Below are 21,532 nucleotides of genomic sequence, written 5' to 3'. Positions count from 1 at the left end.
TTTCTGCGTAGATTGCGAACCATGACGACATCCGTTGGAACCACCGAACTTCGCGAACTGGTGCTGCCGGTGCATGCCAATCACCGCGGCACGTTGTTTGCCGGCCAGGGCCTGCAGCTGATGACCAAGGCGGCCTTTCTGGCCGCGCGCGGCCTGGCGCAGCGCGAGGTGGTGATGGCCGGCGTGACCAGCGTCAGCTTTCTCTCGCCCGTGCCGGTCGGCCATCAACTCATCCTGCGCGGATGGGTCAGCCGCATCGGCCGCTGTTCGATGACCGTGTGCGTGACCGGCCTGGCCGACACGCCAGGGGCTCCCACGGAAGAAGTCCTCAAGGGCGTGTTCGAGATGGTGGCGGTCAATGCCGCCGGTCGCCCCGCTGCCATTGATCGCTCTTATCTGGACAAGGAAACCGCATGACCACCACGACCGAAACCGCCGCACCGGCAGGCTTCAGACCCAAGAAATCCGTTGCCCTGTCGGGCGTGACGGCGGGCAACACCGCGCTGTGCACCGTGGGCCGCACCGGCAACGACCTGCACTACCGGGGCTACGATATCCTGGACATTGCCGAGGTCTGCGAGTTCGAGGAAATCGCCCACCTGCTGGTGCACGGCAAGCTGCCCACGCGCGCCGAACTCAAGGCCTACAAGGCGCGGCTGAAGGCCATGCGCGGCCTGCCGGCGAACGTGAAGGGCGCACTGGAGAGCCTGCCCGCCGGCGCCCACCCGATGGACGTGATGCGCACGGGCGTCTCGGCGCTGGGCTGCATCCTGCCCGAGAAGGACGACCACAACCTGCCCGGCGCACGCGACATCGCCGACCGCCTGATGGCCTCGCTCGGCTCGATGCTGCTGTACTGGTATCACTGGAGCACGCAGGGCAAGCGCATCGACGTGGAGACCGACGACGACTCCATCGGCGGCCACTTCCTGCACCTGCTGCATGGCCACAAGCCCTCCGATGCCTGGGTGCGCGCCATGCACACCTCGCTGAACCTGTACGCCGAGCACGAGTTCAACGCCTCGACCTTCACCGCGCGCGTGATCGCCGGCACCGGCAGCGACATGTATTCGTCCATCGCAGGCGCGATCGGCGCCTTGCGTGGCCCCAAGCACGGCGGCGCGAACGAGGTGGCCTTCGAGATCCAGAAGCGCTACGACTCGCCCGACGAGGCGGAGGCCGACATCCGCCGCCGCGTGGAGGCCAAGGAGGTGGTGATCGGCTTCGGCCACCCCGTCTACACCGTGAGCGATCCGCGCAATGGGGTCATCAAGGGCGTGGCGAAGCAGCTTTCCGATGAAGCCGGCTCGGCCAAGATGTACGACATTGCGGCGCGACTCGAATCGGTGATGTGGGAGGTCAAGAAGATGTTCCCCAACCTCGACTGGTTCAGCGCGGTGAGCTATCACATGATGGGCGTGCCCACTGCGATGTTCACGCCGCTGTTCGTGATCGCACGCACCAGCGGCTGGGCCGCGCACGTCGTCGAGCAGCGGGTCGACAACAAGATCATTCGCCCGAGCGCCAACTACACCGGTCCCGAGGACCTTGAGTTCGTGCCGATCGAGGCACGCGTCTGAGCCGTACACGATCTCCGGTATCCGGCGGCGCCTGAAGTCTGCGAGGTGCAAACTACGGTGTGCCACCGCGATGGCGCACCGTCGCGGGACGCATGAACAACAACACTGGAGACAACTGCATGACCCTGAATCGCCGCGCCTTCACATCCGCTGCCCTGGCCGGGCTGGCACTTCCCGCAGCCCGCCCGGGCTGGGCCCAGGATGCCTTTCCGGGCAAGCCGCTCAAGATCGTCTGCCCCTTCGCCCCCGGCGGAGGCTCCGACTTCATTGCGCGCGTTGCATCGAACGTGCTCAGCCAGCGGCTGGGCCAGGCCGTGGTGGTGGACAACCGCCCTGGCGCCGGCGGCACGCTGGGCACCGAGTACGCGCTGCACACGCCCGGCGACGGCTACACGCTGCTGCTGGTTGCGGGCAGCTACACGGTCAACCCCTCGCTGTACAAGCTGCGCTTCGACCCCATCGCCGACATGACGCCGGTGATCCAGTTGTCCAAGGGCGCCTACGTGCTGTGCGTCAACCCGGCCAAGGTGCCGGCGAAGAACCTGCAGGAGCTGCTTGCCTACGGGCGGCAGAACCCCGGCAAGCTGACCTTCGCCTCGGCCGGCAACGGCAGCCACCTGCACATCGTGACCGAGTACATGTTCGGCATGGCCAAGGTCAAGGCCACGCATGTGCCCTACCGTGGCACGGGGCCGGCGGTCACCGACCTGGTGGCGGGCAACGTGGACATGCTGATCGCGGGCACGGAGGCGCTGATGCCGCACGTGCAGTCGGGCCGGCTGCGCGCGTTCGCCGTCACCACGGCGCAGCGCCTGCAGGCCTACCCGGACATTCCCTCGATTGCCGAGGCCGGCGGCCTGCCCGAGTACGACGTGGTGGCATGGCACGGGTTGATCGCACCCAAGGGCGTGCCGGCCGCCGTGCTGGCCAAACTCAACGGCGCACTCGATGCCGGCCTGAAGGCGCCCGAACTCAACGCCAAGCTCGAGCCCACCGGCGTGTCGTCCGCAGGCGGAACGGCAGAGCACTTCGGGGCGCTGATCCGTACGGAGATTCCGCGCTACGCCAAGGTCGTGAAAGACAACAACATCCGCTCCGAATAAACCTGCTTCTTCCAGAAGAAGCGCCCGGCGCAGCCTGCTGCGCCGGGCCCATTGACCGATTCGCCACGATGAACTCCCCCTACAGAAAACAACTCCCGGGCACCGGCCTGGACTACATCGACGCCCGCGCCGCGGTCGATGCGCTGCGCCCCGGCGCCTGGGACACCCTGCCCTACACCGCGCGCGTGCATGCCGAGAACCTGGTGCGCCGCTGCGACCCCGCCATCCTGGACGAATGCCTGCTGCAACTCATCGAGCGCCGGCGCGATCGCGACTTTCCCTGGTTCCCGGTGCGCGTGGTGTGCCATGACATCCTGGGCCAGACCGCGCTGGTCGACCTGGCGGGCCTGCGCGATGCCATCGCCGCGGAAGGCGGCGACCCCGCGCAGGTGAACCCGGTGGTGCCGGTGCAACTGATCGTGGATCACTCGCTGGCGGTGGAGTGCGGTGGATTCGATCCGCAGGCCTTCGAGAAGAACCGGCAGATCGAAGACCGCCGCAACGAAGACCGCTTCCATTTCATCGACTGGACGAAGCGCGCTTTCGCCAATGTCGAAGTGATCCCGGCGGGCAACGGCATCATGCATCAGATCAATCTGGAGAAGATGTCTCCGGTGGTCTACGTACAAGACGGCCTGGCATTCCCCGACACCTGCGTGGGCACCGACAGCCACACGCCGCACGTCGATGCGCTGGGCGTGATCGCGGTGGGCGTCGGCGGCCTCGAAGCCGAGAACGTGATGCTGGGCCGCGCCTCTTGGATGCGCCTGCCGGACATCGTCGGCGTGGAGCTGACCGGCCGGCGCCAGCCGGGCATCACCGCCACCGACATCGTGCTGGCGCTCACCGAGTTCCTGCGCAAGGAAAAGGTGGTCGGTGCGTACCTGGAGTTCTTCGGCGAAGGCACGCTAGGCCTGACGATCGGCGACCGCGCCACCATCTCCAACATGTGCCCCGAGTACGGCGCCACCGCCGCGCTGTTCTACATCGACGACCAGACGCTCACCTACCTGAGGCTCACGGGTCGAGAAGATGCGCAGGTCGCGCTGGTCGAAACCTACGCGAAGACGGCCGGCTTCTGGGGCGACGCGCTGAAGACGGCCAGCTACGAACGCGTGTTGAAGTTCGACCTGTCCAGCGTGGTGCGCAACATGGCCGGCCCGTCCAATCCGCATCGCCGGCTGCCGACCTCGCAACTGGCCGAGCGCAACATCGCTGTCGGTCTTGCCGAAGCCAGGCTGCAGGAGGCGGCGGGCCTGATGCCCGACGGCGCCGTGATCATCGCGGCCATCACCTCGTGCACCAACACCTCCAACCCGCGAAACGTGATCGCGGCCGCGCTGCTGGCGCGCAATGCCAACCGGCTGGGCCTCCAGCGCAAGCCATGGGTCAAGTCGTCGCTGGCACCGGGCTCGAAGGCGGTGGAGCTGTATCTGCGCGATGCCGACCTGCTGCACGAGCTGGAGCAGCTCGGCTTCGGCATCGTCGCCTTCGCCTGCACCACCTGCAACGGCATGTCGGGGGCGCTGGAGCCGAAAATCCAGCAGGAGATCATCGAGCGCGACCTGTACGCCACCGCGGTGCTCTCGGGCAACCGCAACTTCGACGGCCGCATCCATCCCTATGCGAAGCAGGCCTTCCTGGCATCGCCACCGCTGGTCGTGGCCTACGCCATTGCGGGCACCATGCGCTTCGACATCGAGCGCGACGTGCTGGGCGTGGTGGACGGCAAGGAAATCCGCCTGCAGGACCTCTGGCCGAGCGATGAAGAGATCGATGCCATCGTCGCGGCCTCTGTGCGGCCCGAGATGTTCCGCAAGGTGTATGAGCCCATGTTCGCGATCCACGCGGACAACGGCGAAAAGGTGAGCCCGCAGTACGACTGGCGGCCGCAGTCCACCTACATCCGCCGCCCGCCCTACTGGGACAGCGAGGGCGTGGGCGCGCTCGCGGCCAATCCGCGCACGCTGCGCGGCATGCGACCGCTGGCCATCCTGCCGGACAACATCACGACCGACCACCTGTCGCCCTCCAACGCGATCATGCGGGACAGTGCCGCCGGCGAGTACCTGGCGAAGATGGGCCTTCCGGAGGAAGACTTCAATTCCTACGCCACGCACCGCGGCGACCATCTGACGGCCATGCGCGCCACCTTCGCCAATCCGCAGCTCGTCAACGAGATGGCGGTGGTCGATGGCGTTCAGAAGAAGGGCTCGCTCGCGCGCATCGAGCCTGAAGGCCAGGTCGTGCGCATGTGGGAGGCGATCGAGACCTACCTCAACCGCAGGCAGCCGCTGATCATCGTGGCCGGTGCCGACTACGGCCAGGGCTCGTCGCGCGACTGGGCCGCCAAGGGCGTGCGCCTGGCCGGCGTGGAGACGGTCGTGGCCGAGGGCTTCGAGCGCATCCACCGCACCAACCTGCTCGGCATGGGCGTGCTGCCGCTGGAGTTCAAGCCCGGCACCACGCGCCTCACGCTGGGCCTGGACGGCACCGAAACCTACGACGTGGCCGGCGAGCCCGCGCCGCGCACCGACCTCACGCTGGTCATTCGCCGCAAGAACGGCGACACGCTGCAGGTGCCGGTGACCTGCCGTTTGGACACGGCGGAAGAAGTGTCTATCTACGAGGCAGGCGGCGTGCTGCAGCGTTTTGCGCAAGACTTCCTGGCCGAGAACAAGCCGGCCGCCTGAGAAGACAACCACCATTCCCATCACCATGGCATCCGTTCCCCAGATCAAGATTCCCGCCGTCTACATGCGCGGCGGCACCAGCAAGGGCGTGTTCTTTCGCCTGCAGGACCTGCCTGCGGCAGCGCGCCAAAGCGGGCCGGCGCGTGATGCGCTGCTGCTGCGCGTCATCGGCAGCCCCGACCCTTATGCCAAGCAGATCGACGGCATGGGCGCGGCCACCTCCTCCACCTCAAAGACGGTGATCCTGTCGCGCTCCACGCGACCGGAGCACGACGTCGACTACCTGTTCGGCCAGGTCTCCATCGACAGCGCTTTCGTCGACTGGTCGGGAAACTGCGGCAACCTGTCCGCAGCGGTCGGGCCGTTCGCGATTTCGCAGGGCCTGATCGACCGGTCGCGCGTGCCCCAGAACGGCACGTGCACCGTGCGCATCTGGCAGGCCAACATCGGCAAGACCATCGTCGCCCATGTACCCATCGTCGAAGGCGAGGTGCAGGAAACCGGCGACTTCGAACTCGACGGCGTGACCTTTCCCGCCGCCGAAGTGCCCCTGGAATTCATCGACCCGGCCGACGAAGGAGACGGTGACGGCGGCGGCGCGATGTTCCCGACCGGCAACATGGTCGATGACCTCGAAGTGCCTGGCGTGGGCACTTTGCGCGCCACGCTGATCAACGCGGGCATTCCCACCATCTTCGTCAACGCCGGCGAGATCGGCTACACAGGCACCGAGCTGCAGGACGCGATCAACAGCGATGCGAAGGCGCTGGCCATGTTCGAGGCGATCCGCGCGCATGGCGCGGTGAAGATGGGCCTCATCAAGGACATCGGCGAGGCGGCCAGGCGCCAGCACACGCCCAAGGTGGCCTTCGTCGCACCTCCCACTGGCTACACGGCCTCCAGCGGCAAGGCCGTGAAGGTGGCGGACGTGGACCTGCTCGTGCGTGCGCTCTCCATGGGCAAGCTGCACCACGCCATGATGGGCACGGCCGCGGTTGCCATCGGCACCGCCGCAGCGATTCCCGGCACATTGGTGAACCTTGCGGCCGGCGGCGGCGAGCGCCAGGCCGTGCGCTTCGGCCACCCTTCGGGCACGCTGCGCGTCGGTGCCGAAGCGCGCAAGGTCGATGGTGGTGAATGGGTGGTGACCAAGGCCCTGATGAGCCGAAGCGCCCGTGTATTGATGGAAGGCTGGGTGCGCGTACCCGGCGACAGTTTCTGATTGATTGAATGGAATTTCTCTGATGTCCACCCGCAAGCAACTCAAGTCCCTCGCCGAGGCCCGTCGCGGCCTGATCGTTCCAGGCGCCTTCAATGCGCTGTCCGCCAAGGTCATCGAAGACCTGGGCTTCAAGGCGATCTACATCACCGGCGCAGGCGTCACCAACATGTGGTTCGGCATGCCCGACCAGGGCTTCATGGGCCTGGCCGAAATCGCCGACCACACGGCGCGCATCCGCGATGCGGTCTCGGTGCCGCTGATCGTCGATGCCGATACCGGCTTCGGCAACGCCTTGAACGTGCGCCACACGGTGCGCACGCTGGAGCGTGCCGGCGCCGACTGCATCCAGTTCGAAGACCAGGTGGCGCCCAAGCGCTGCGGCCATTTCTCGGGCAAGGAAGTGATCTCCACCGAAGAAGCCGTGAGCAAGATCAAGGCGGCCGTCGACGCACGGCAGGACCAGGACCTGCTGATCATGGCGCGCACCGATGCGGCGGCCGTCCACGGCTTCGAGGCCGCGGTCGAGCGGGCGCAGAAATTCGCCGAGGCTGGCGCCGACATCCTCTTTGTCGAGGCAGTCACCAGCGCCGACGAGATCCGTTCGTTGCCCCAACGCCTGGCCAAGCCGCAACTGATGAACATGGTGATCGGCGGCAAGACCCCGATCTTCAACGCCACGGACCTGGGCGAGCTGGGCTACGGCATCGTCCTCTACGCCAATGCCACTCTGCAGGGTGCCGTCGCCGGCATGCAGAAGGCCCTGACTGTCCTGCGCGACGAGAAGGAAGTGCAGGAATCCAGCGGCCTGGTCGTGACATTCGCAGAGCGCCAGCGGCTGGTGGGCAAGCCGGAGTGGGATGCGCTGGAGAAGCGCTATACGTGACGAATGCGAGAAGGAAGTCGAAGCCGAACTGACTTTTTCGCGTCCAATCAACTAGCGCGAAGCAGCCCAGGCAACGCGGTTCCAGGCCGACTGCGGATCGCGCAGCAGTGCATGCATCGCATCCGCCAGATCGTCGTAGTGCGAGACCGCCTCTTTCTCGGCCGGCGTCAACTGCGCGTCGAAGACGCGCTTGCTGAACAGAACGCCCTCGCCGAAGTCGGCCCATGAGCCGAACTGATCGAAGCTGAGTTCGTGGGCCTGCCGCAGAAAACCCAACGCTTCCGTGCGCGTCAGGTAGCCCACGTAGAACCCGTGGCGCGCAAGGTTGGCATAGCGGGCCACGTCCCAGGCCAGCAGCGCGCGATGCGCCAGGCTTGCAGACGCTCCCGCATCGACGGCCTGCCCCGCCTGTGCCCGTTCCTCGGCGGCAAGCCGCTCGGCCTGCCGGCAAAGACCGGGGTCCGAACGATGGCCGGACTGCAGGCCGGCATTCATCTGCTCGCGCATGCGCGCGGGCGCCTCGCGCCCTCCGACATGCCACACGGTTTCAAGCATCTGCTTGACCTCTTTGGCATGGCGCATGTCTTTCCGGCCGCTCAGGGTGCGTTCGTCCATGCTGTTCAGGCGACCGTAGATCGCACCGAGCGCCAGTTGTCGCTGAAGCAGCGGATCGCTGACGTCGTCGTTGCGTGACGCTCGCCGTTCCCGAAGGTACATGACCAGCGCAAGAATCAGCATGCCGACGACCAGCGCCGGTGTGTAGTTGGTAGAGGATGCCAAGAGATTTCCTTTGCCTGTCCGAGATGCAAGGTCCGAACCGACGATGTCCGGGCGGGCCTGGGCGCGAATGCCATAGCGTAGCTGGCTATATTCGATGCCTCCCGATCTCTCGCTGAAAAAGATGCCGTTGAATGCCCACGAACTGAAGCAGCTCGCCGAAGCCGGTGAACAGTCGACCGTATCCGCCTGCGGGTGTTGGCTGCACCGGACGGATTCCTGGGAGAGCATCACCGAAGAGCGCTGGCCCGCCGACCTGCTCCAGCGCGTCGGTACACTGCGCGCCGACGACATCGACGAACCCACTTTTGAAGAATTCCATCCGAACGGCACACGCTACGACTCGGCCGATGCGCCGATTTCGGTCGCACACTTTCCGTTCAACCGCTGCGACGTGTTCCGCTGTGTGGCCTGTGCGCGGCTGGTGCTGCGCTACACCGAGTTCGGCGGCTACTACATCGACCATCGGGCACGGCGGGTCGATGCCGCGCTGGTGGCTGTTTAGGGAATCAGTCCAGCAGGCCCTTCCAGTACAGGTGCGCCGCAGCCAGCACGGTTCGCATCTGCGTCGTGTGGGCCAGCCGGAACGCCGGGCCGCGAACCGTTTCGTCGGGAAACTCCGTGATGAGCGTGAACGGCACCGTGGAACGCTTGTCGGTCATGACCATGCAGGGAATGCCGTTGATGCGCTCGAATGGCAGCTCGCCCACATGGGCATGCCACATGCGCTGCTGGCTCGCATTGAACTCGGCAAGCTCCGCTGAACCGGACTGCAGCTCCTCGGTGAGCGCGTTCAGGAAGCGCATGCCGTCGTGCCCCGGGTGGCGACGCAAGATCAGGAAGAAGCCCTTGGGCACCGTCCACAACTCGTTGTACCGTGGCACATAGCCGGCGCGGGGGCGCGTCCACTCGTGGGCGGGATAGCCGTGCAGGCTCAGGTGCAGCCGGGCACCGGTGCGTTCGATGGCTTCGAGCCGCGCGGCCTTTTCTCCGAAGGGCGGTGTGATCCGCGCCTCCAGATCGTCCCCGAGTGCCGTGTACCGGGCCGCATGCGCCATGTGCGCTGGATGGCTTTCTTGCAGATGGTGGTGAAGCGCCGCACCGTCGGGGTTTTCGAGCGGCACGAGCGCGTAGTGGGCACCGCGCTCGCGGTTCAAGTGGCGGGCCGCGCGCAATGCACCGACCACGCCCGAGCTTTCGTTCGCATGCTGTCCAGCGGTGACCACCAGGCCCGGCAGCGCGCCGCGCACATGAACGCCGGCAACCTTTCTACCCTGGTGCGAGGTCACGGAGAACGGCTCGCCAGGAAGCGCCGCCACGGCAAGCTCGACCTCTGCGGGCACCAGCGAACGATCGGCGGTGTCCAGCGCCACTGCACCGCCTGCGGGTGGATCGACGCGGCGATGGGTTGTGAGCCGCACCGCGACGCGCGTGTCCCCATCGACTTGCGAGATCAACGGAACGATCTGTCCCGGCTGCAGCGTGCGGTCGGCATCGGCCAGGCCTGCACGCGCCTTGAAGAATTCCAGGGCGCCGTAGTAGCAGTCTTCATGAAGCCCCTCGAAGGTGCTGATGGTCTCGTGGCCGAACGAGAGCCGCCGCTCGATGCCGGTGGTCGCGATGTCGATTTCCAGTGTGTCGAACAGCGGCAGCGTGGCCGGCCATGCGTGGCGGCGAACGGCGCCGAGTGCGGCGTCGCAGGCGATCTCGCATTCGGTTCGCAGCGCCGCGTCTTCGGTCAGCGTGTCGCCTTGCCAGACGCGCAACCAGCCGCATGGCGACGCGGTGTCGTCGTTCGGTGCGAACACCTGCCAGTGCCTGTTGCCGGCCGTGACGCGATAGTCCGACTGAAGAGCGGTGCCCTCGACGAACCGCAGCGTGGCTGCATCGCCGATCAGGCCTGCCAGTGGATAGGCTTCGAGACGGAAGCGTTGGCCCTTGCCTGCAGGTGTCTGAACCGCGATCTCGCCCATTCCGGTGCCATCGAACTCTTCGAGAAAGAAGTGCACCAGCGGCTTGTACGCGCTGCGCAGCACGGCTTTCACTCCCGCCCTGGCCAGGGTTTGCTCTGCCGCCCGGCGGGCTGCCGCATCCTCGAACAGCCAGGCCTCGATCCGAGTCACCGGATTCGCGGTAAAGCGCTCGATCAGTTGCGCCAGCGTGCGGGGAATGACGGTGTCGATCAGGAGGGTCATAGGATGAGGCGGGTTCAGGAGATGGGTGTTTCGGACGTTCATTCCACAGCCCTCGGTTCGCGCGCGGCCCTGCGGCGCTCGCCCAGCAGTTCCAGGCGCGGCAGCAGGCTTTGAATGACCCGTGGCAGCAGATAGATGGGCAACTGGGCGCATGCGAAGAACAGCGCAACGGTGGGCGTTGCCGCGGCTCCGAGCGCAGCCCACAACAGCCCGACGTTGCGGTTGCCCATGAGCAGCGCGACATTGAGGCGGGTCCGCACGCTGCCCGGCGTGAGCAGGTACGCAACAGCCTGAACGCCGACGTTCGCCGCGAATGCCAGCGCGATCACCGACGTGACAAGACGCGGATCGTCGAGCAAGGACTTCTGCATGCCGGCCATGGTGCCGACCGCAAAGACCAGCAGCGCGACGACCACGATGCCGTCGATCGCGCCCGCGTGGGCGGCAAGGCGTTCCTTCGCGAACCGGCGCACCAGGAGCGCCACGCCTTCGGCCGTGCCGACCAGAAACAGCAGCCGCAGCGCCAGGCTGGACGGCTCGATCGCAACGCCCGGATCGCGGCCGAACCATTGCGCCAGCAGCGGCGCGGTGAACGGCACGATCGCCATCGCCGCCAGGGTCGCGACCAGCGCAACGGCCGCATCCAACCCCAACATGCGGGCCACGGCCGAGGTGCCGCTGGCCGGCGGCGCGCAATAGGCGAGCACCAGCGCAAGGGTCCACGCAGGCGGCAGGCCCAGCGCATGACCGGCGAGCCCTGCCACCACCGGGCAGACGACGATGGCGCACAGGGGCAGCAGCACCGAAACCGCAGGCCGGCGCAAGACCGACAGCACGGTGGCCGGATCGACGCGCAAGAGCGTGCCAAGAACGAAGATGAACACGGTCACCGGCATCAGCGGGCGTGCCGCTTCCGCGAATGCCGGCACCAGCAGGCCGAGGAAGACGCCTGCGGCCAGGACGCTCGGGCCCTTGCTTGCCATGAAAACTCCTTGAATGTGGCTACAGGCACGGGGCAACGCGCGTCGCCGGGTAGCGCCTGGGTGTGCCGACGCTGGATGCGAGGCTACGGTCCATTTTTATCTCCAAATCGAATTTGTTGAATGTTCTATATCTGATAATCAGATTTACAATCTTCAGACGATTGCACCAAGAGGAACGCCATGGACCGTGTATTGCTCGAAACCTTCAAGGCCGTGGTGGACGAAGGCGGCGCCCTGAAGGCGGCCAACATGCTCGGCTGCGCCCAGTCCAATGTGACGACGCGGCTCAAGCAACTGGAGCAGCGCCTCGGCGTCCAGTTGTTCAACCGTCTGGGCAAGCGCCTGCAGCTCAGCGAAGCCGGGCAGCGCTACCTGCCCTATGCGGCGCGCATCCTCGACCTGATCGATGAGGCAACCGTCAATGCGCGCGCAGAGACGCTTGCGGCACAGCGCCTGCGCCTGGGCACCATGGAGAGCACGACGGCCATGCACCTGCCCGGCGCGCTGGCGAGCTTGCGCCAGGCTTTTCCTGCGCTGGAACTCCAACTGGAGGTCGAGGCCGAGCCGGCCCTGTCGCAGATGCTGCTGCAGCACCGCCTCGACCTTGCCGTGACCGCGCGCACGGCCGAGCGCGCAGGCTTGATCTACGAGGCCGCCTTCGACGAACCGCTCGTGCTGGTGGCCCAGGAAGACCCGGCGGAACTGCTTGCGCAGGCGCCTTCGCATGCACCGACACTCCTTGCCTTTCGCGAAGGCTGCCCCTACCGCACCATGGCGCAGCGCTGGCTCGAATCGCGGCACATCGCCTGTGCGCGCGTGCTGTCGTTCAGCACCTATGGCGCAGTGCTGGGCTGTGCAGCGGCGGGCATGGGCATTGCGGTGGTGCCGCGCCGGCTGGTGGAATCGCAGGCGCAGAACTACCAATTGCAGGCCTATAGACCACGCGACCTGGCACCGGCCACCAGCTATTTCGTGCATCGCACCGACTGGCAGCCGGGTGTGGAAGCCAGGGCGCTGATGCAGGCGCTGCGGCGCTCCGCGCGCCGGCCGATGGCGCCGCTCTGACGATGCGTGCGAAGGCCAATGCTTCATTTGGCAAAACCAATCGGTTAAAAGATCAAACTCGCCCGAAAATCAACGAGCCGAATACGCCTTGACCGCTCCATCACCCGCCACCCATCCGCACTACGACCGCCTGATCGCCGCCGCACGCGAACTGCCCGCGCTGCGCGTCGCCGTGGTCCATCCCACCAACGAGGTGTCGCTCGAAGCCGCACTCGCTTCGGCACGGCTGGGGTTGATCGCCCCCGTGCTGATCGGCCCACGCGCACGCATCGAAGCGGCGGCGCTGGCGATCGGCGCGAATCTCTCGGACCTCGTGATCGTCGATGCACCGCACAGCCATGCCGCCGCCGACCTGGCGGTCGCCATGGCCCTGCGTGGCGAAGTCGATGCCTTGATGAAAGGCAGCCTGCACACCGACGAGCTGATGGGCGCGGTCGTGCGCCGCGAAGGCGGCCTGCGGACATCCCGCCGCATCAGCCATTGCTTCGTGATGGACGTGCCCGGCCATTCGCAGCCGCTGATCATTTCGGACGCGGCGATCAACATTGCGCCCACGCTCGAGGAAAAGGTCGACATCGTCCAGAACGCGATCGACCTTGCGCATGCGCTGCGGATGCCGGCCGTGCGCGTGGCGCTGCTTTCGGCAACGGAAACCGTCAACGCCAAGGTGCCCTCGACGCTCGACGCCGCCGTGCTGTGCAAGATGGCCGACCGGGGACAGATCACCGGCGCGCAGCTCGATGGCCCGCTGGCGATGGACAACGCCATCGATCCCGAGGCGGCCCGCATCAAGGGCATCACATCACCAGTCGCGGGCCGTGCCAACGTGCTGATCGTGCCCGACCTGGACGCCGGCAACATGCTGGCCAAGAGCCTGACCTTCCTGGCCGGCGCCTATGCCGCAGGGATCGTGCTGGGCACGAAGGTGCCGGTGATCCTGACGAGCCGCGCCGATTCCGAGCCGGCACGGCTCGCGTCCTGCGCGGTCGCCTCGATGCTGGCGAAGGCCGGGCGCGAGCGGCTCATCAAGGCGGTCGGCTGAGCGCCTTGATCCCCCAGCGCTCTCAGAGCGCCGCGGCGTCGTCGGCCTCCGCCTGATCTCCAGGGGCCTGCACTTCGCTGGCCAGCAACGGCTTGCCGACGGGCGCTCCGGCCTTTCCTACCTGGACTGCGGCCATGTCGGCGTCATTCGGGTATTGCCCCGCGATCCAGTAGTCGAACACGCGGCGCACGATGGGCGCCGCATGCGCCGCGCCGAAGCCCGCGTTCTCGACGATGGCGGCCACCGCGATGGTCGGGTTTTCCGCCGGCGCAAAAGCCATGTAGAGCGCGTGATCGCGCTGCCGTTCGTCCAGCGCCTTGCCGCTGGCGCGCGCCTTGGGCCCCAGGCTCACGGCCTGCGCGGTGCCCGTCTTGCCTGCCGAGGTGTACGCGGCACCAGCAAACACACGGGTGCCCGTGCCGCCCTTCGTGACCGCCACCATCGCATCGCGCACCACGTCGACGTGCTTGCGCGCGTAGCCCAGGTCCTGCGCCGGTGGCTGCACCTGCTGCACGACCTCCCCGCTGACCGTGTCCCTGATGGCGCGAACCAGATGCGGTTGATAGCGCACCCCGCCGTTCGCCAGCGTGGCGTTGGCCGACGCGAGCTGCAGCATCGTGAAGCTGTTGTAGCCCTGGCCGATGCCCAGCGAGATGGTTTCGCCAGGATGCCAGGTCTTCATGTCGGCGCGTCGATACGCAGCGCGCTTCCATGCCTTGCTCGGCAGCACGCCGCGCGACTCGCCCTGCAGGTCGATGCCAGTGAACTGGCCGAAACCCAATGGCGCCATGAAGTCGTGGATCAGGTCCACGCCCATCTCGCTGGCGAGCGAATAGAAGTACGTATTGCTCGAGAACTGGATGGCGCGGTGCATGTCGACACCGCCCAGCCCGCCCCGGTGGCTGAGAAAGGTGCGACCGCCGAAGTTGTAGAAGCCCGGGTCGTTCTCCACCTTGTCCGCCGTGCGCTTGCCGGTCTGCAGCGCGGCCAATGCCATGAAGGGCTTGTAGGTCGATCCCGGCGGATAGGTGCCGCGCAACGCGCGGTTCAGCAAGGGGTTGTCGAGCGATTCGCTCAGTGCCTTCCAGCTCTCGGTGTCGATGCCTTCGACAAACAGGTTGGGGTCGAAGGTCGGCTTGCTCACGAAGGCCAGCACCTCGCCGGTCTTGGGGTCGATGGCCACCAGCGCACCGCGGCGCTCGCCGAACATGTCTTCCACCAGCTTCTGCAGCTTGATGTCGAGCGACAGCATCACCGTCTGGCCCGGCGTGGCGGGATGGCGGGACAGCCGCCGGACGGCGCGCCCGCCGGCCGATGTTTCCATCTGCTCCACGCCGGTCTGGCCGTGCAGGGCCTTCTCGTAGCTCTGCTCGATGCCCAGCTTGCCGATGTAGTCCGTGCCCCGGTAGTTCGCGCGGTCTTCTTCTTCCCAATCGTCCATCGCGGTTTTCTCGCGCTGGTTGATGCGGCCGATGTAGCCGATGACGTGCGAGGCCACATCGCCATGCGGGTAGGTGCGGAACAGTCGCGCCTTGATCTCGATGCCCGGGAAGCGGTAGCGCTGCGCGGCGAAGCGCGCGACTTCTTCATCGCTCAGGCGCGTGCGGATCGGAATGGAGTCGAAGCTGCGCGAGTCTTCGCGCAGCCGCTGGAAGCGGCGCCGGTCCTTGGGCGTGACTTCGACGATGGCACCCAACTCGTCCATGGCCGCGTTGATGTCGGCCACTTTCGACGGCGTGACCTCCAGCGTGTAGGCCGCGTAGTTGGACGCCAGCACCACGCCGTTGCGGTCGAGGATCTGCCCCCGGTTGGGCACGACCGGCACGATGGCGGTGCGGTTGCTCTCGGCCCGGTCGGCCAGCTCTTCGTGCCGCACGACCTGCAGGAATGCCAGGCGCGCGCCGATCAGCCCGAACCCGAACAGCACCACGCAACCGACCACCACCACACGGCGACGGAAACGAGAGAGTTCGGCGGCGGCATTGCGGATTTCATTCATCGAGGAAGCGGAGAAACTGGGTAAGAGGACCGCAGCGCCCGTAGGTTCCGCAACTCAACCCGCATCCACTGTCTCTCTGCGAAGCTCGATGATGTTCACGCCACCGGCGAACACCTCGCGCACGAACGGCAACAGGTGATCGTGGTGCGTGAGAAAGACCACCTGCGTGCGCTTGGACAGCTCGCACAGCGCCCTCAAGCCGGCCTTCGCCCGCTCGTCGTCGAAGTTGACGAAGAGGTCGTCGGCCACGAAGGGAAGCGCCTTCGCGTTCTCCAGATGAAGCTCAAGCGCGGCGATGCGCAAGGCCAGATAGAGCTGGTCGCGCGTGCCTTCGCTCAGGCCCGAGACCTCCACCACCTGCCCGCCCTTGCGCCGGGCGTACAGCGCAGGCGTGTCCTTCTCGTAATCCACGCCCAGCTTGGTGAAGTCGCCCAGCGTGAGTTCGCAGAACACCGTGCTGGCGCGCTGGAGCATCGGCCCCTGCTTGCGGTCGCGATACCGGTCGATGGCCCATTTGAGGAGCTTGCCCGCCGTCGCGACTTCCAGGTATTGCTCGGCGACTTCGCCCATCGCGGCCAATGCCTCTTGCCGTCTTGCCTCGGCCGTCGCGGCATTGGCCTGCCCCGCGATGGCAGAAAACGCCTGCTCTGCGGTAACGCGCTTTTGCACCAGCAGATTCAGGCGCTCGGTCACTGCGGCCAGATCGTTCCTGGCCTGCTCCAGCAGCCCGAGGACTTCTGTCGGAACGTATTCGGAAATCTCGGCTTCGATGGCCTCGCGGGCGAGCCCGTCACCGTCCTGAATCAGCGCCTCGCGTGCCTCGGCAAGCTCCTTGCGAAGCGCCCGCTGCCTGTCGGAGCGCTCCACGAGCGGAACGGCCTCGGGCGCCGACTCGACGCTGGCGAGTTCCAGCAACGGCTTCAGCCGCGCTTGCGCCGTGCTTACGCGAAGGCCGGCCTCGCTTTCCTGTGATTGCGCCGTGAGCAGCGCGGCATCGGCCAGCCCTGCCTTCTGCGCCGCGCTGGCCGTTTCCTGAAGGCGCTGCGACAGGCGCCTGGACACCTCGGGCCAATCGCCCAGCGAGAGCAGTTCCGGGTCCAGTTGCGCTGCGAGCCGCTTCGCTTGCGCCTCCAGCTTTTCCAGGTCCGCCCGCATGGTGTCGATGCGCTCGCGACGAATGCCGTCCGCCCTGTCGAGCCGGTCCGCCACCTCGTTGGCCAGTTCGACGGCGCCTTCGGCTTCGGCGAAGGTCGCGGAAGCCGCTTGCAACTTGGCACTTTGAAGGGCAGCGGACCATTGAAGCGCCCATGCCTCGTACTGGCGCGTCGCCGATTCGGCATTCGCCTTGAAGCCCTCCAGCGCGCGCCGGGCCTGCGTCACCTGTTGCTGCAATCCACTCTTTCGCGCAAGCGTTGCGTCGACCTGGCTCACGTGAAGACTGGCAGCGGTGCACAGCGCCGCGAGGTCGCCCTCGTCCTGCGTGGCAACGGCCGCGTCTTTCAGCGCCGAAACCAGCGCCTCGCGTGCATGACGCGAAGAAGCAACCTCTTCGTCCAGATCGCGTTGCCGTTGCTCCAGCGCTTCCTGCGCTTCGAGAGTTTCTGTCCGCTTGTCGAGCCAATCGGCGGCATCGTCCAGGGGCATGCCTGTCCAGCCGGCTGCCGAGGCGGCGGTTGCCCAGTTCAGTTCGAGTTGTTCGAGTTCGGCCGTGCGGTCGGCAAGCAACTGTGCATGCCGCAAGGCATCCGCCCTCGCCTGTTCCAGCCGCTGCCTGATGCTCTGCAGGGTCGCGGCATCGGTCGCCGTGCCGAGCTGCGAATCAACCAGCTCGTCCGCAAGCCGGATGGCCGCGTCGAGCGAGGGCGCGCCAGTGGCGACCTGCACGTCACCGCGCTTGATCGACGTCCACGTCGCATCGCGGCTCGTTCGGGCTTCATGCACCTCGGTCGGTGTGACCACCTTGTGCGCGTGCTCGAAATGCGCCACTTCGAGTTCGAGCCGATCCACTTCGGCACGGGATGCGTCCAGCTTCTCGCGCGCATGGGTGCATGCCGTCGCGCTTTCATGGCGCTGGCGCTGCAGCGCTGAAATTCGCGTGGTGGACGGCACCTCCATGGCACGCAGCTTGTCGACCGGCGCGCTCCAGCGGCCCAATGCCGCCAGCGCATGGCCCAGCCTCGCGCTCGCCTGATCGACCCCGGCGCCCAAGCTTCGCTGCCTGGCGCCGCTGGCCTTGAGCGGCAATGCTTCGTCGAGTGCCTGCCGCAATTTCAGGGGCACCTCCGACGACTGGAGCCCTTCCAGCTCCGACAGATGGCCGTCGAGGTCCACAGTTTTTTGCTGCTCGGCCTCTTCGGCGCTGCGCATCGTCTGATGCACCGCGCCACGGTCCCGCAGCAGGTTGGAAACCGCCTTCAGCGCGAGCGCCGTCGGCAGGCTGGCGCGAATGCCCGCCTCGTCCGCCGGCCACCCCAATTGCGCGGCGGCGGCCTTGGCCTCTTCGAGAAGCCGGTCGACTTCGGCCTGCCGCAAGGGCAAATCCCGCGGATGGTTCGCGCACAGGCTTCGCAGGGCATCGAGCGCTTCGATGTCCTTGCGGAACGCCAGCGCGGCACCGTCGAACGACACCTCGTCGCACGCTTGCCGACGCGCCTTCACGTCCATGGCGCGCGCCTGCAGAAGCGCCTCGGCAGATGAAAGCTCGGCTCCTCCGGCGCTCAGGTCCGCAAGGGCGCTGGCCGGGAACTCGACCACCTCGCCCAGTTCGGCCAGCTCTTTCTCGCGGGTCTGGAGCTTGAGCAGGAAAGGCGCGAGGCGGCGCACCCGCTCCAGTTGGGAGCGCGACGTTTCCACCGACAGGCGCCGGGCCTCCTCGGTGGCGATCTCGTTCACAGCCTCGTCCAGTGCGCTCTTGGCTTCGCTCCACACCTTCGTCTTGACCTGTGCGTTCTTCAGTTCGGCGCTGGCTTCCTCGAAACGCTGTGCCGCCAGCGCGTAGTCGCTGCTTGGCTTGCGGGGTGCCCACAGGCTGCTCGCCTGCTTCTCCAGCGCCTCGCGCACGGGGCCCAGGCTCGCGATGCCGGCTGCGGACTGGAACAGGACGCGCCCGACGTCTTTCGAGCCATCGAGGATGCTCTTTCCGCCTTCGACAAGCTGCTCGTGGTCCATGCAGAACATCTGCTCGAAGAAGGCCTTGTCGGCGGTTCCGAGGAACGGCGCGAGATGGTTCTCGGGCAGCGTGTCGTCGGCCGGCGTGCGCAACGGCGTTCTGCCCCGGGCCCGGTGGAATTCCGTCTCTGCGGCTTCACTTTCCAGCGTGCCGCCCAGGCGCATCTCGGTGAGCGCATGCCTGAAGTCCAGTTTCGTGCGCAAGGGCATGCCGAACAGCAGCTCGGAAATGGCATTGCGAACCGTCGACTTGCCGGCCTCGTTCGGCCCGACGATGACATGGAAATCGCACGTGGCCTTGGGAAACTCGATGGACGTGCCATCGAACTTGCCGTACTTGAGCAGTTGCAGTTGTCGGATGCGCATGGCCTTCACTCCCCGTCCATCAGGCTGGCCAAGAGCGCCGGCGACACATGCGCGAGCAGCGCGGTGAAGTCGCCCTCGCGCGCCATCGCGAGGAAGGGCACATCCTCCTTCACATCGGCCGCCACCTTGCCGAAGAAGGGTTGCAGTTCGCTGCGCAACTGTTCCAGGAACGCCGGGTCGGCCGCCGCCTCGCCAAGAATCTCCTGCAGATCGGCAATCGCGTCCATGCGGGCGCCGACATCCTTCATCGCATCGAAGGGCTGCGTCGCGAGCTTCACCTTTTCGAGCCACAGGCGTTCATTGCCGATGGCCGCGATCTGCCCCAGCACTTCCGCGCGAAGCTCGTTGGCCTTGCCGAACAGCGCGCCGTGCGCCCGCGTGCGCCCACGCAGCGTGACCCGAACGGCGCGGGGCACATGGCCGTCGACCAGGAGCAGGTCTTCCAGCGAACGGCCAACCTGGCGGGCCACGTCGGCCATCGAGTGGCACTCCGAGGCATCGACCTCGACCGACTCCCACCGCAGCACATCGAGGAACAGTCGCTCGACGTTCGTGCGGCCCTCTTCCACCGTCACCAGCACCGCGCCACGGCGGCCGGTTTCGCGGATATGTCGCCCCTGCAGGTTGCCGGGAAAGACGATCTCGGACTGCTCCGACCAGTGCTGGAACTCGTGCACATGGCCCAGCGCCCAGTAGTCATAGCCCCGGGCATTGAGTTCGGCCAGCGAGCAGGGAGCGTAGTTGGCGTGGGCGCTGTATCCCTCCAGCGCCGTGTGAAGCACGCCGATGTTGTAGTAGCCGGCGACAGGCTCCGGATAACGGAGCGCGAGGTTGTCGGTGATGGCCTTGTCCTTGAAGCTCTGGCCATGCAGCGCGACCTTCAGGTCGTCCAGCCTGTGCACTTCGGGCTTGCGCGAGGAAAAGCTCACCACGTTGTCCGGCAGCGTGAGCTTCTTCGTCATCTCGCTCTCGGCGTCGTGATTGCCGAAGAGCAGGAACACCCGGATGCCCGCACGCTTCAGGCGCCCCATCTCCTTGCTGAAGAAGATGCCGGTGTTGTGGTCCTTCCAGTCGCCGTCGTACAGGTCGCCGGCGATCACGACAAACGCCACCTGCTCTTCGATCGCGCGTTCGACCAGTTGCGAAAACGCGTCGCGCGACGCGTTGCGCAGTTGCGCGGCGGGCGCGTCGGGGTACGCGCTCAGGCCGTGCAAGGGGCTGTCGAGATGGATGTCCGCGGCATGAATGAATTTCACGCGGCCTCGCTTGGTTGGTAGTTGGTGTCAGGCAACCGCGCATTATCGGTTCCGCTGCATCGGCGCCGTGGGCCGGGCACACCGCAAGCCGGCGTCACAATCCATCCTCAGGAGATACACACGATGGACGGTCTGGAAGAAACGGCGGAAGCGGCCAAGGGCAAGCTCATATATCCCTTCGCGGAGCTGCCGCAACGCGGCAAATCGATCGAGGTGGCGGCCGGCGTGCACTGGATACGCATGCCGCTGCCCTACTCGCTCGATCACATCAACCTGTGGGCACTGGACGACGGCGCCGGCTGGGCGGTGGTGGACACGGGCGTGCGCACCGAAGACACCGTGGCGGTCTGGCGTGAACTGTTCGCCAACTCGCCCGATACGCGCGGGCTGACCCGCGTTTTCGTGACGCACATGCACCCCGACCACGTGGGCATGGCGGGCTGGCTCACGCGCAAGTTCGGCGTTCGGCTGTGGATGACGCGCTCCGAATACCTGATGTGCCGCGTCATGGTGTCCGACACCGGGCGCGAAGCGCCGGACGACGCCATTGCCTTCTACCGGCGCGCCGGCTGGAGCGATGCGGCCATCGAGACCTACCGCACGCGCTTCGGCAACTTCGGCAAGCACATCCATCCGCTGCCCGACAGCTTCAGGCGCCTTCGCGACGGCGAGGTCTTGCGCATCGGCGCGCACGACTGGCGCATCGTCACCGGCAACGGCCATTCGCCGGAGCATGCCTGCCTGTACTGCCCCGACCTCAAGGTGCTGATCTCGGGCGACCAGATCCTGCCGCGCATTTCGTCGAACGTCTCGGTGTCTCCCGCCGAGCCCGATGCCGATCCGATGGGCGACTGGCTCGCGTCCCTGGCCAAGCTCAAGCGCGAGATACCCGACGACGTGCTGGTGCTGCCCTCGCACAACGAGTGCTTTCGCGGCCTGCACGCCCGCATCGACAGGCTTCAGACGGGGCAGGAACGCGCGCTCGAGCGCTTGAAGAACGCGTTGAAGACGCCCAAGCGTGCGGTCGATGTGTTCGGCAGCCTGTTCGCGCGCGCGATTGCCGAGTCCGACGTTCCGCTGTTGGGCATGGCGACGGGCGAGAGCCTTGCTTGCCTCAACTACCTGCTGCACCGCGGCGAGGTTGTCCGCGAGACCGACGACGCCGGCATCGACTGGTACAGGACCCAAGCCGGCGCCTGA

Annotated in this window: 16 protein-coding genes; 10 read left to right on the top strand and 6 right to left on the bottom strand. The window is 66.6% G+C overall.

From position 1 onward, the window contains the following. Positions 1–21: 21 nt before the first annotated feature. The 6 genes from H7F35_RS28560 to H7F35_RS28535 all read left to right on the top strand — a co-directional run bounded on the left by H7F35_RS28560 (position 22) and on the right by H7F35_RS28535 (position 7,481). The gene (locus tag H7F35_RS28560) at positions 22–417 is read left to right on the top strand and encodes an acyl-CoA thioesterase (protein WP_187109884.1); all 396 of its coding nucleotides are present in this window, start codon (positions 22–24) and stop codon (positions 415–417) included. Continuing rightward, positions 414–1,580, top strand: coding sequence for a 2-methylcitrate synthase (gene prpC, locus H7F35_RS28555; protein WP_187109883.1), 1,167 nt, complete (start codon positions 414–416; stop codon positions 1,578–1,580). Before H7F35_RS28560 ends, prpC begins: the two co-directional genes overlap by 4 nt. 119 nt (positions 1,581–1,699) lie before the next feature. Continuing rightward, the gene (locus H7F35_RS28550) at positions 1,700–2,683 is read left to right on the top strand and encodes a tripartite tricarboxylate transporter substrate binding protein (RefSeq protein WP_187109882.1); all 984 of its coding nucleotides are present in this window, start codon (positions 1,700–1,702) and stop codon (positions 2,681–2,683) included. A 68-nt stretch (positions 2,684–2,751) separates the two neighbouring features. Next, entirely contained in the window at positions 2,752–5,376 is a 2,625-nt protein-coding gene (gene acnD, locus H7F35_RS28545) for a Fe/S-dependent 2-methylisocitrate dehydratase AcnD (protein WP_187109881.1), read from the top strand. 25 nt (positions 5,377–5,401) lie between these two features. Continuing rightward, the gene (prpF, locus tag H7F35_RS28540) at positions 5,402–6,598 is read left to right on the top strand and encodes a 2-methylaconitate cis-trans isomerase PrpF (RefSeq protein WP_187109880.1); all 1,197 of its coding nucleotides are present in this window, start codon (positions 5,402–5,404) and stop codon (positions 6,596–6,598) included. 22 nt (positions 6,599–6,620) lie between these two features. Further along, positions 6,621–7,481: an oxaloacetate decarboxylase gene (locus tag H7F35_RS28535; protein WP_187109879.1), complete on the top strand. Its 861-nt coding sequence runs from the start codon at positions 6,621–6,623 to the stop codon at positions 7,479–7,481. Between the two features lie 51 nt (positions 7,482–7,532). Here H7F35_RS28535 and H7F35_RS28530 read toward each other — a convergent pair whose 3' ends face one another. After that, positions 7,533–8,261 carry a DUF1266 domain-containing protein gene (locus tag H7F35_RS28530; protein ID WP_187109878.1) on the bottom strand — a complete coding sequence of 243 codons (729 nt, stop codon included), beginning with the start codon at positions 8,259–8,261 and terminating at the stop codon, positions 7,533–7,535. A 94-nt stretch (positions 8,262–8,355) separates the two neighbouring features. Here H7F35_RS28530 and H7F35_RS28525 point away from each other — a divergent pair, with 94 nt between their 5' ends. After that, on the top strand, positions 8,356–8,763 hold the full coding sequence (locus H7F35_RS28525) for a hypothetical protein (protein ID WP_261803392.1): 408 nt from the start codon (positions 8,356–8,358) through the stop codon (positions 8,761–8,763). Positions 8,764–8,767: 4 nt separating this feature from the next. Here the strand turns inward: H7F35_RS28525 and H7F35_RS28520 are convergent, their stop codons facing one another. Beyond that, a complete protein-coding gene (locus H7F35_RS28520; RefSeq protein ID WP_187109877.1) occupies positions 8,768–10,453 on the bottom strand; it encodes a hypothetical protein in 1,686 nt (561 codons plus the stop codon). A gap of 38 nt (positions 10,454–10,491) precedes the next feature. Further along, on the bottom strand, positions 10,492–11,436 hold the full coding sequence (locus H7F35_RS28515; RefSeq protein WP_187109876.1) for a hypothetical protein: 945 nt from the start codon (positions 11,434–11,436) through the stop codon (positions 10,492–10,494). A gap of 180 nt (positions 11,437–11,616) precedes the next feature. Here H7F35_RS28515 and H7F35_RS28510 point away from each other — a divergent pair, with 180 nt between their 5' ends. Both H7F35_RS28510 and H7F35_RS28505 read left to right on the top strand, forming a co-directional pair. Beyond that, positions 11,617–12,501: a LysR family transcriptional regulator gene (locus tag H7F35_RS28510; protein WP_187109875.1), complete on the top strand. Its 885-nt coding sequence runs from the start codon at positions 11,617–11,619 to the stop codon at positions 12,499–12,501. A gap of 88 nt (positions 12,502–12,589) precedes the next feature. After that, positions 12,590–13,543 carry a phosphate acetyltransferase gene (locus H7F35_RS28505; RefSeq protein WP_187109874.1) on the top strand — a complete coding sequence of 318 codons (954 nt, stop codon included), beginning with the start codon at positions 12,590–12,592 and terminating at the stop codon, positions 13,541–13,543. A gap of 22 nt (positions 13,544–13,565) precedes the next feature. On the opposite strand, the gene mrdA is transcribed toward H7F35_RS28505, so the two are convergent. Genes mrdA through H7F35_RS28490 form a run of 3 tightly spaced genes read right to left on the bottom strand, consistent with a single transcriptional unit; the run spans position 13,566 to position 20,332 of the window. Beyond that, positions 13,566–15,542: a penicillin-binding protein 2 gene (gene mrdA / locus H7F35_RS28500; protein WP_187109873.1), complete on the bottom strand. Its 1,977-nt coding sequence runs from the start codon at positions 15,540–15,542 to the stop codon at positions 13,566–13,568. A 54-nt stretch (positions 15,543–15,596) separates the two neighbouring features. Then, on the bottom strand, positions 15,597–19,076 hold the full coding sequence (locus H7F35_RS28495) for an ATP-binding protein (protein WP_187109872.1): 3,480 nt from the start codon (positions 19,074–19,076) through the stop codon (positions 15,597–15,599). Between the two features lie 5 nt (positions 19,077–19,081). After that, entirely contained in the window at positions 19,082–20,332 is a 1,251-nt protein-coding gene (locus H7F35_RS28490; protein WP_187109871.1) for an exonuclease SbcCD subunit D, read from the bottom strand. A 123-nt stretch (positions 20,333–20,455) separates the two neighbouring features. On the opposite strand from H7F35_RS28490, the gene H7F35_RS28485 reads away from it, so the two are divergent. Then, the gene (locus H7F35_RS28485; protein ID WP_187109870.1) at positions 20,456–21,532 is read left to right on the top strand and encodes an MBL fold metallo-hydrolase; all 1,077 of its coding nucleotides are present in this window, start codon (positions 20,456–20,458) and stop codon (positions 21,530–21,532) included.

This window comes from Variovorax sp. PAMC26660, assembly GCF_014302995.1.
GTDB lineage: Bacteria > Pseudomonadota > Gammaproteobacteria > Burkholderiales > Burkholderiaceae_C > Variovorax.
Note: the sequence above shows the minus strand (reverse complement) of the source record. Positions and strands in the feature narration are given on the sequence as shown.

Bases quoted from the DNA above. Each gene is read 5' to 3' on its own strand.
- acnD (WP_187109881.1), top strand. From the start codon at position 2,752: ATGAACTCCCCCTACAGAAAACAACTCCCGGGCACCGGCCTGGACTAC.
- H7F35_RS28495 (WP_187109872.1), bottom strand. From the start codon at position 19,076: ATGCGCATCCGACAACTGCAACTGCTCAAGTACGGCAAGTTCGATGGC.
- H7F35_RS28520 (WP_187109877.1), bottom strand. From the start codon at position 10,453: ATGACCCTCCTGATCGACACCGTCATTCCCCGCACGCTGGCGCAACTG.
- H7F35_RS28535 (WP_187109879.1), top strand. From the start codon at position 6,621: ATGTCCACCCGCAAGCAACTCAAGTCCCTCGCCGAGGCCCGTCGCGGC.
- prpC (WP_187109883.1), top strand. From the start codon at position 414: ATGACCACCACGACCGAAACCGCCGCACCGGCAGGCTTCAGACCCAAG.
- H7F35_RS28525 (WP_261803392.1), top strand. From the start codon at position 8,356: ATGCCTCCCGATCTCTCGCTGAAAAAGATGCCGTTGAATGCCCACGAA.
- H7F35_RS28515 (WP_187109876.1), bottom strand. From the start codon at position 11,436: ATGGCAAGCAAGGGCCCGAGCGTCCTGGCCGCAGGCGTCTTCCTCGGC.
- H7F35_RS28485 (WP_187109870.1), top strand. From the start codon at position 20,456: ATGGACGGTCTGGAAGAAACGGCGGAAGCGGCCAAGGGCAAGCTCATA.
- H7F35_RS28550 (WP_187109882.1), top strand. From the start codon at position 1,700: ATGACCCTGAATCGCCGCGCCTTCACATCCGCTGCCCTGGCCGGGCTG.
- prpF (WP_187109880.1), top strand. From the start codon at position 5,402: ATGGCATCCGTTCCCCAGATCAAGATTCCCGCCGTCTACATGCGCGGC.
- H7F35_RS28510 (WP_187109875.1), top strand. From the start codon at position 11,617: ATGGACCGTGTATTGCTCGAAACCTTCAAGGCCGTGGTGGACGAAGGC.
- H7F35_RS28560 (WP_187109884.1), top strand. From the start codon at position 22: ATGACGACATCCGTTGGAACCACCGAACTTCGCGAACTGGTGCTGCCG.
- mrdA (WP_187109873.1), bottom strand. From the start codon at position 15,542: ATGAATGAAATCCGCAATGCCGCCGCCGAACTCTCTCGTTTCCGTCGC.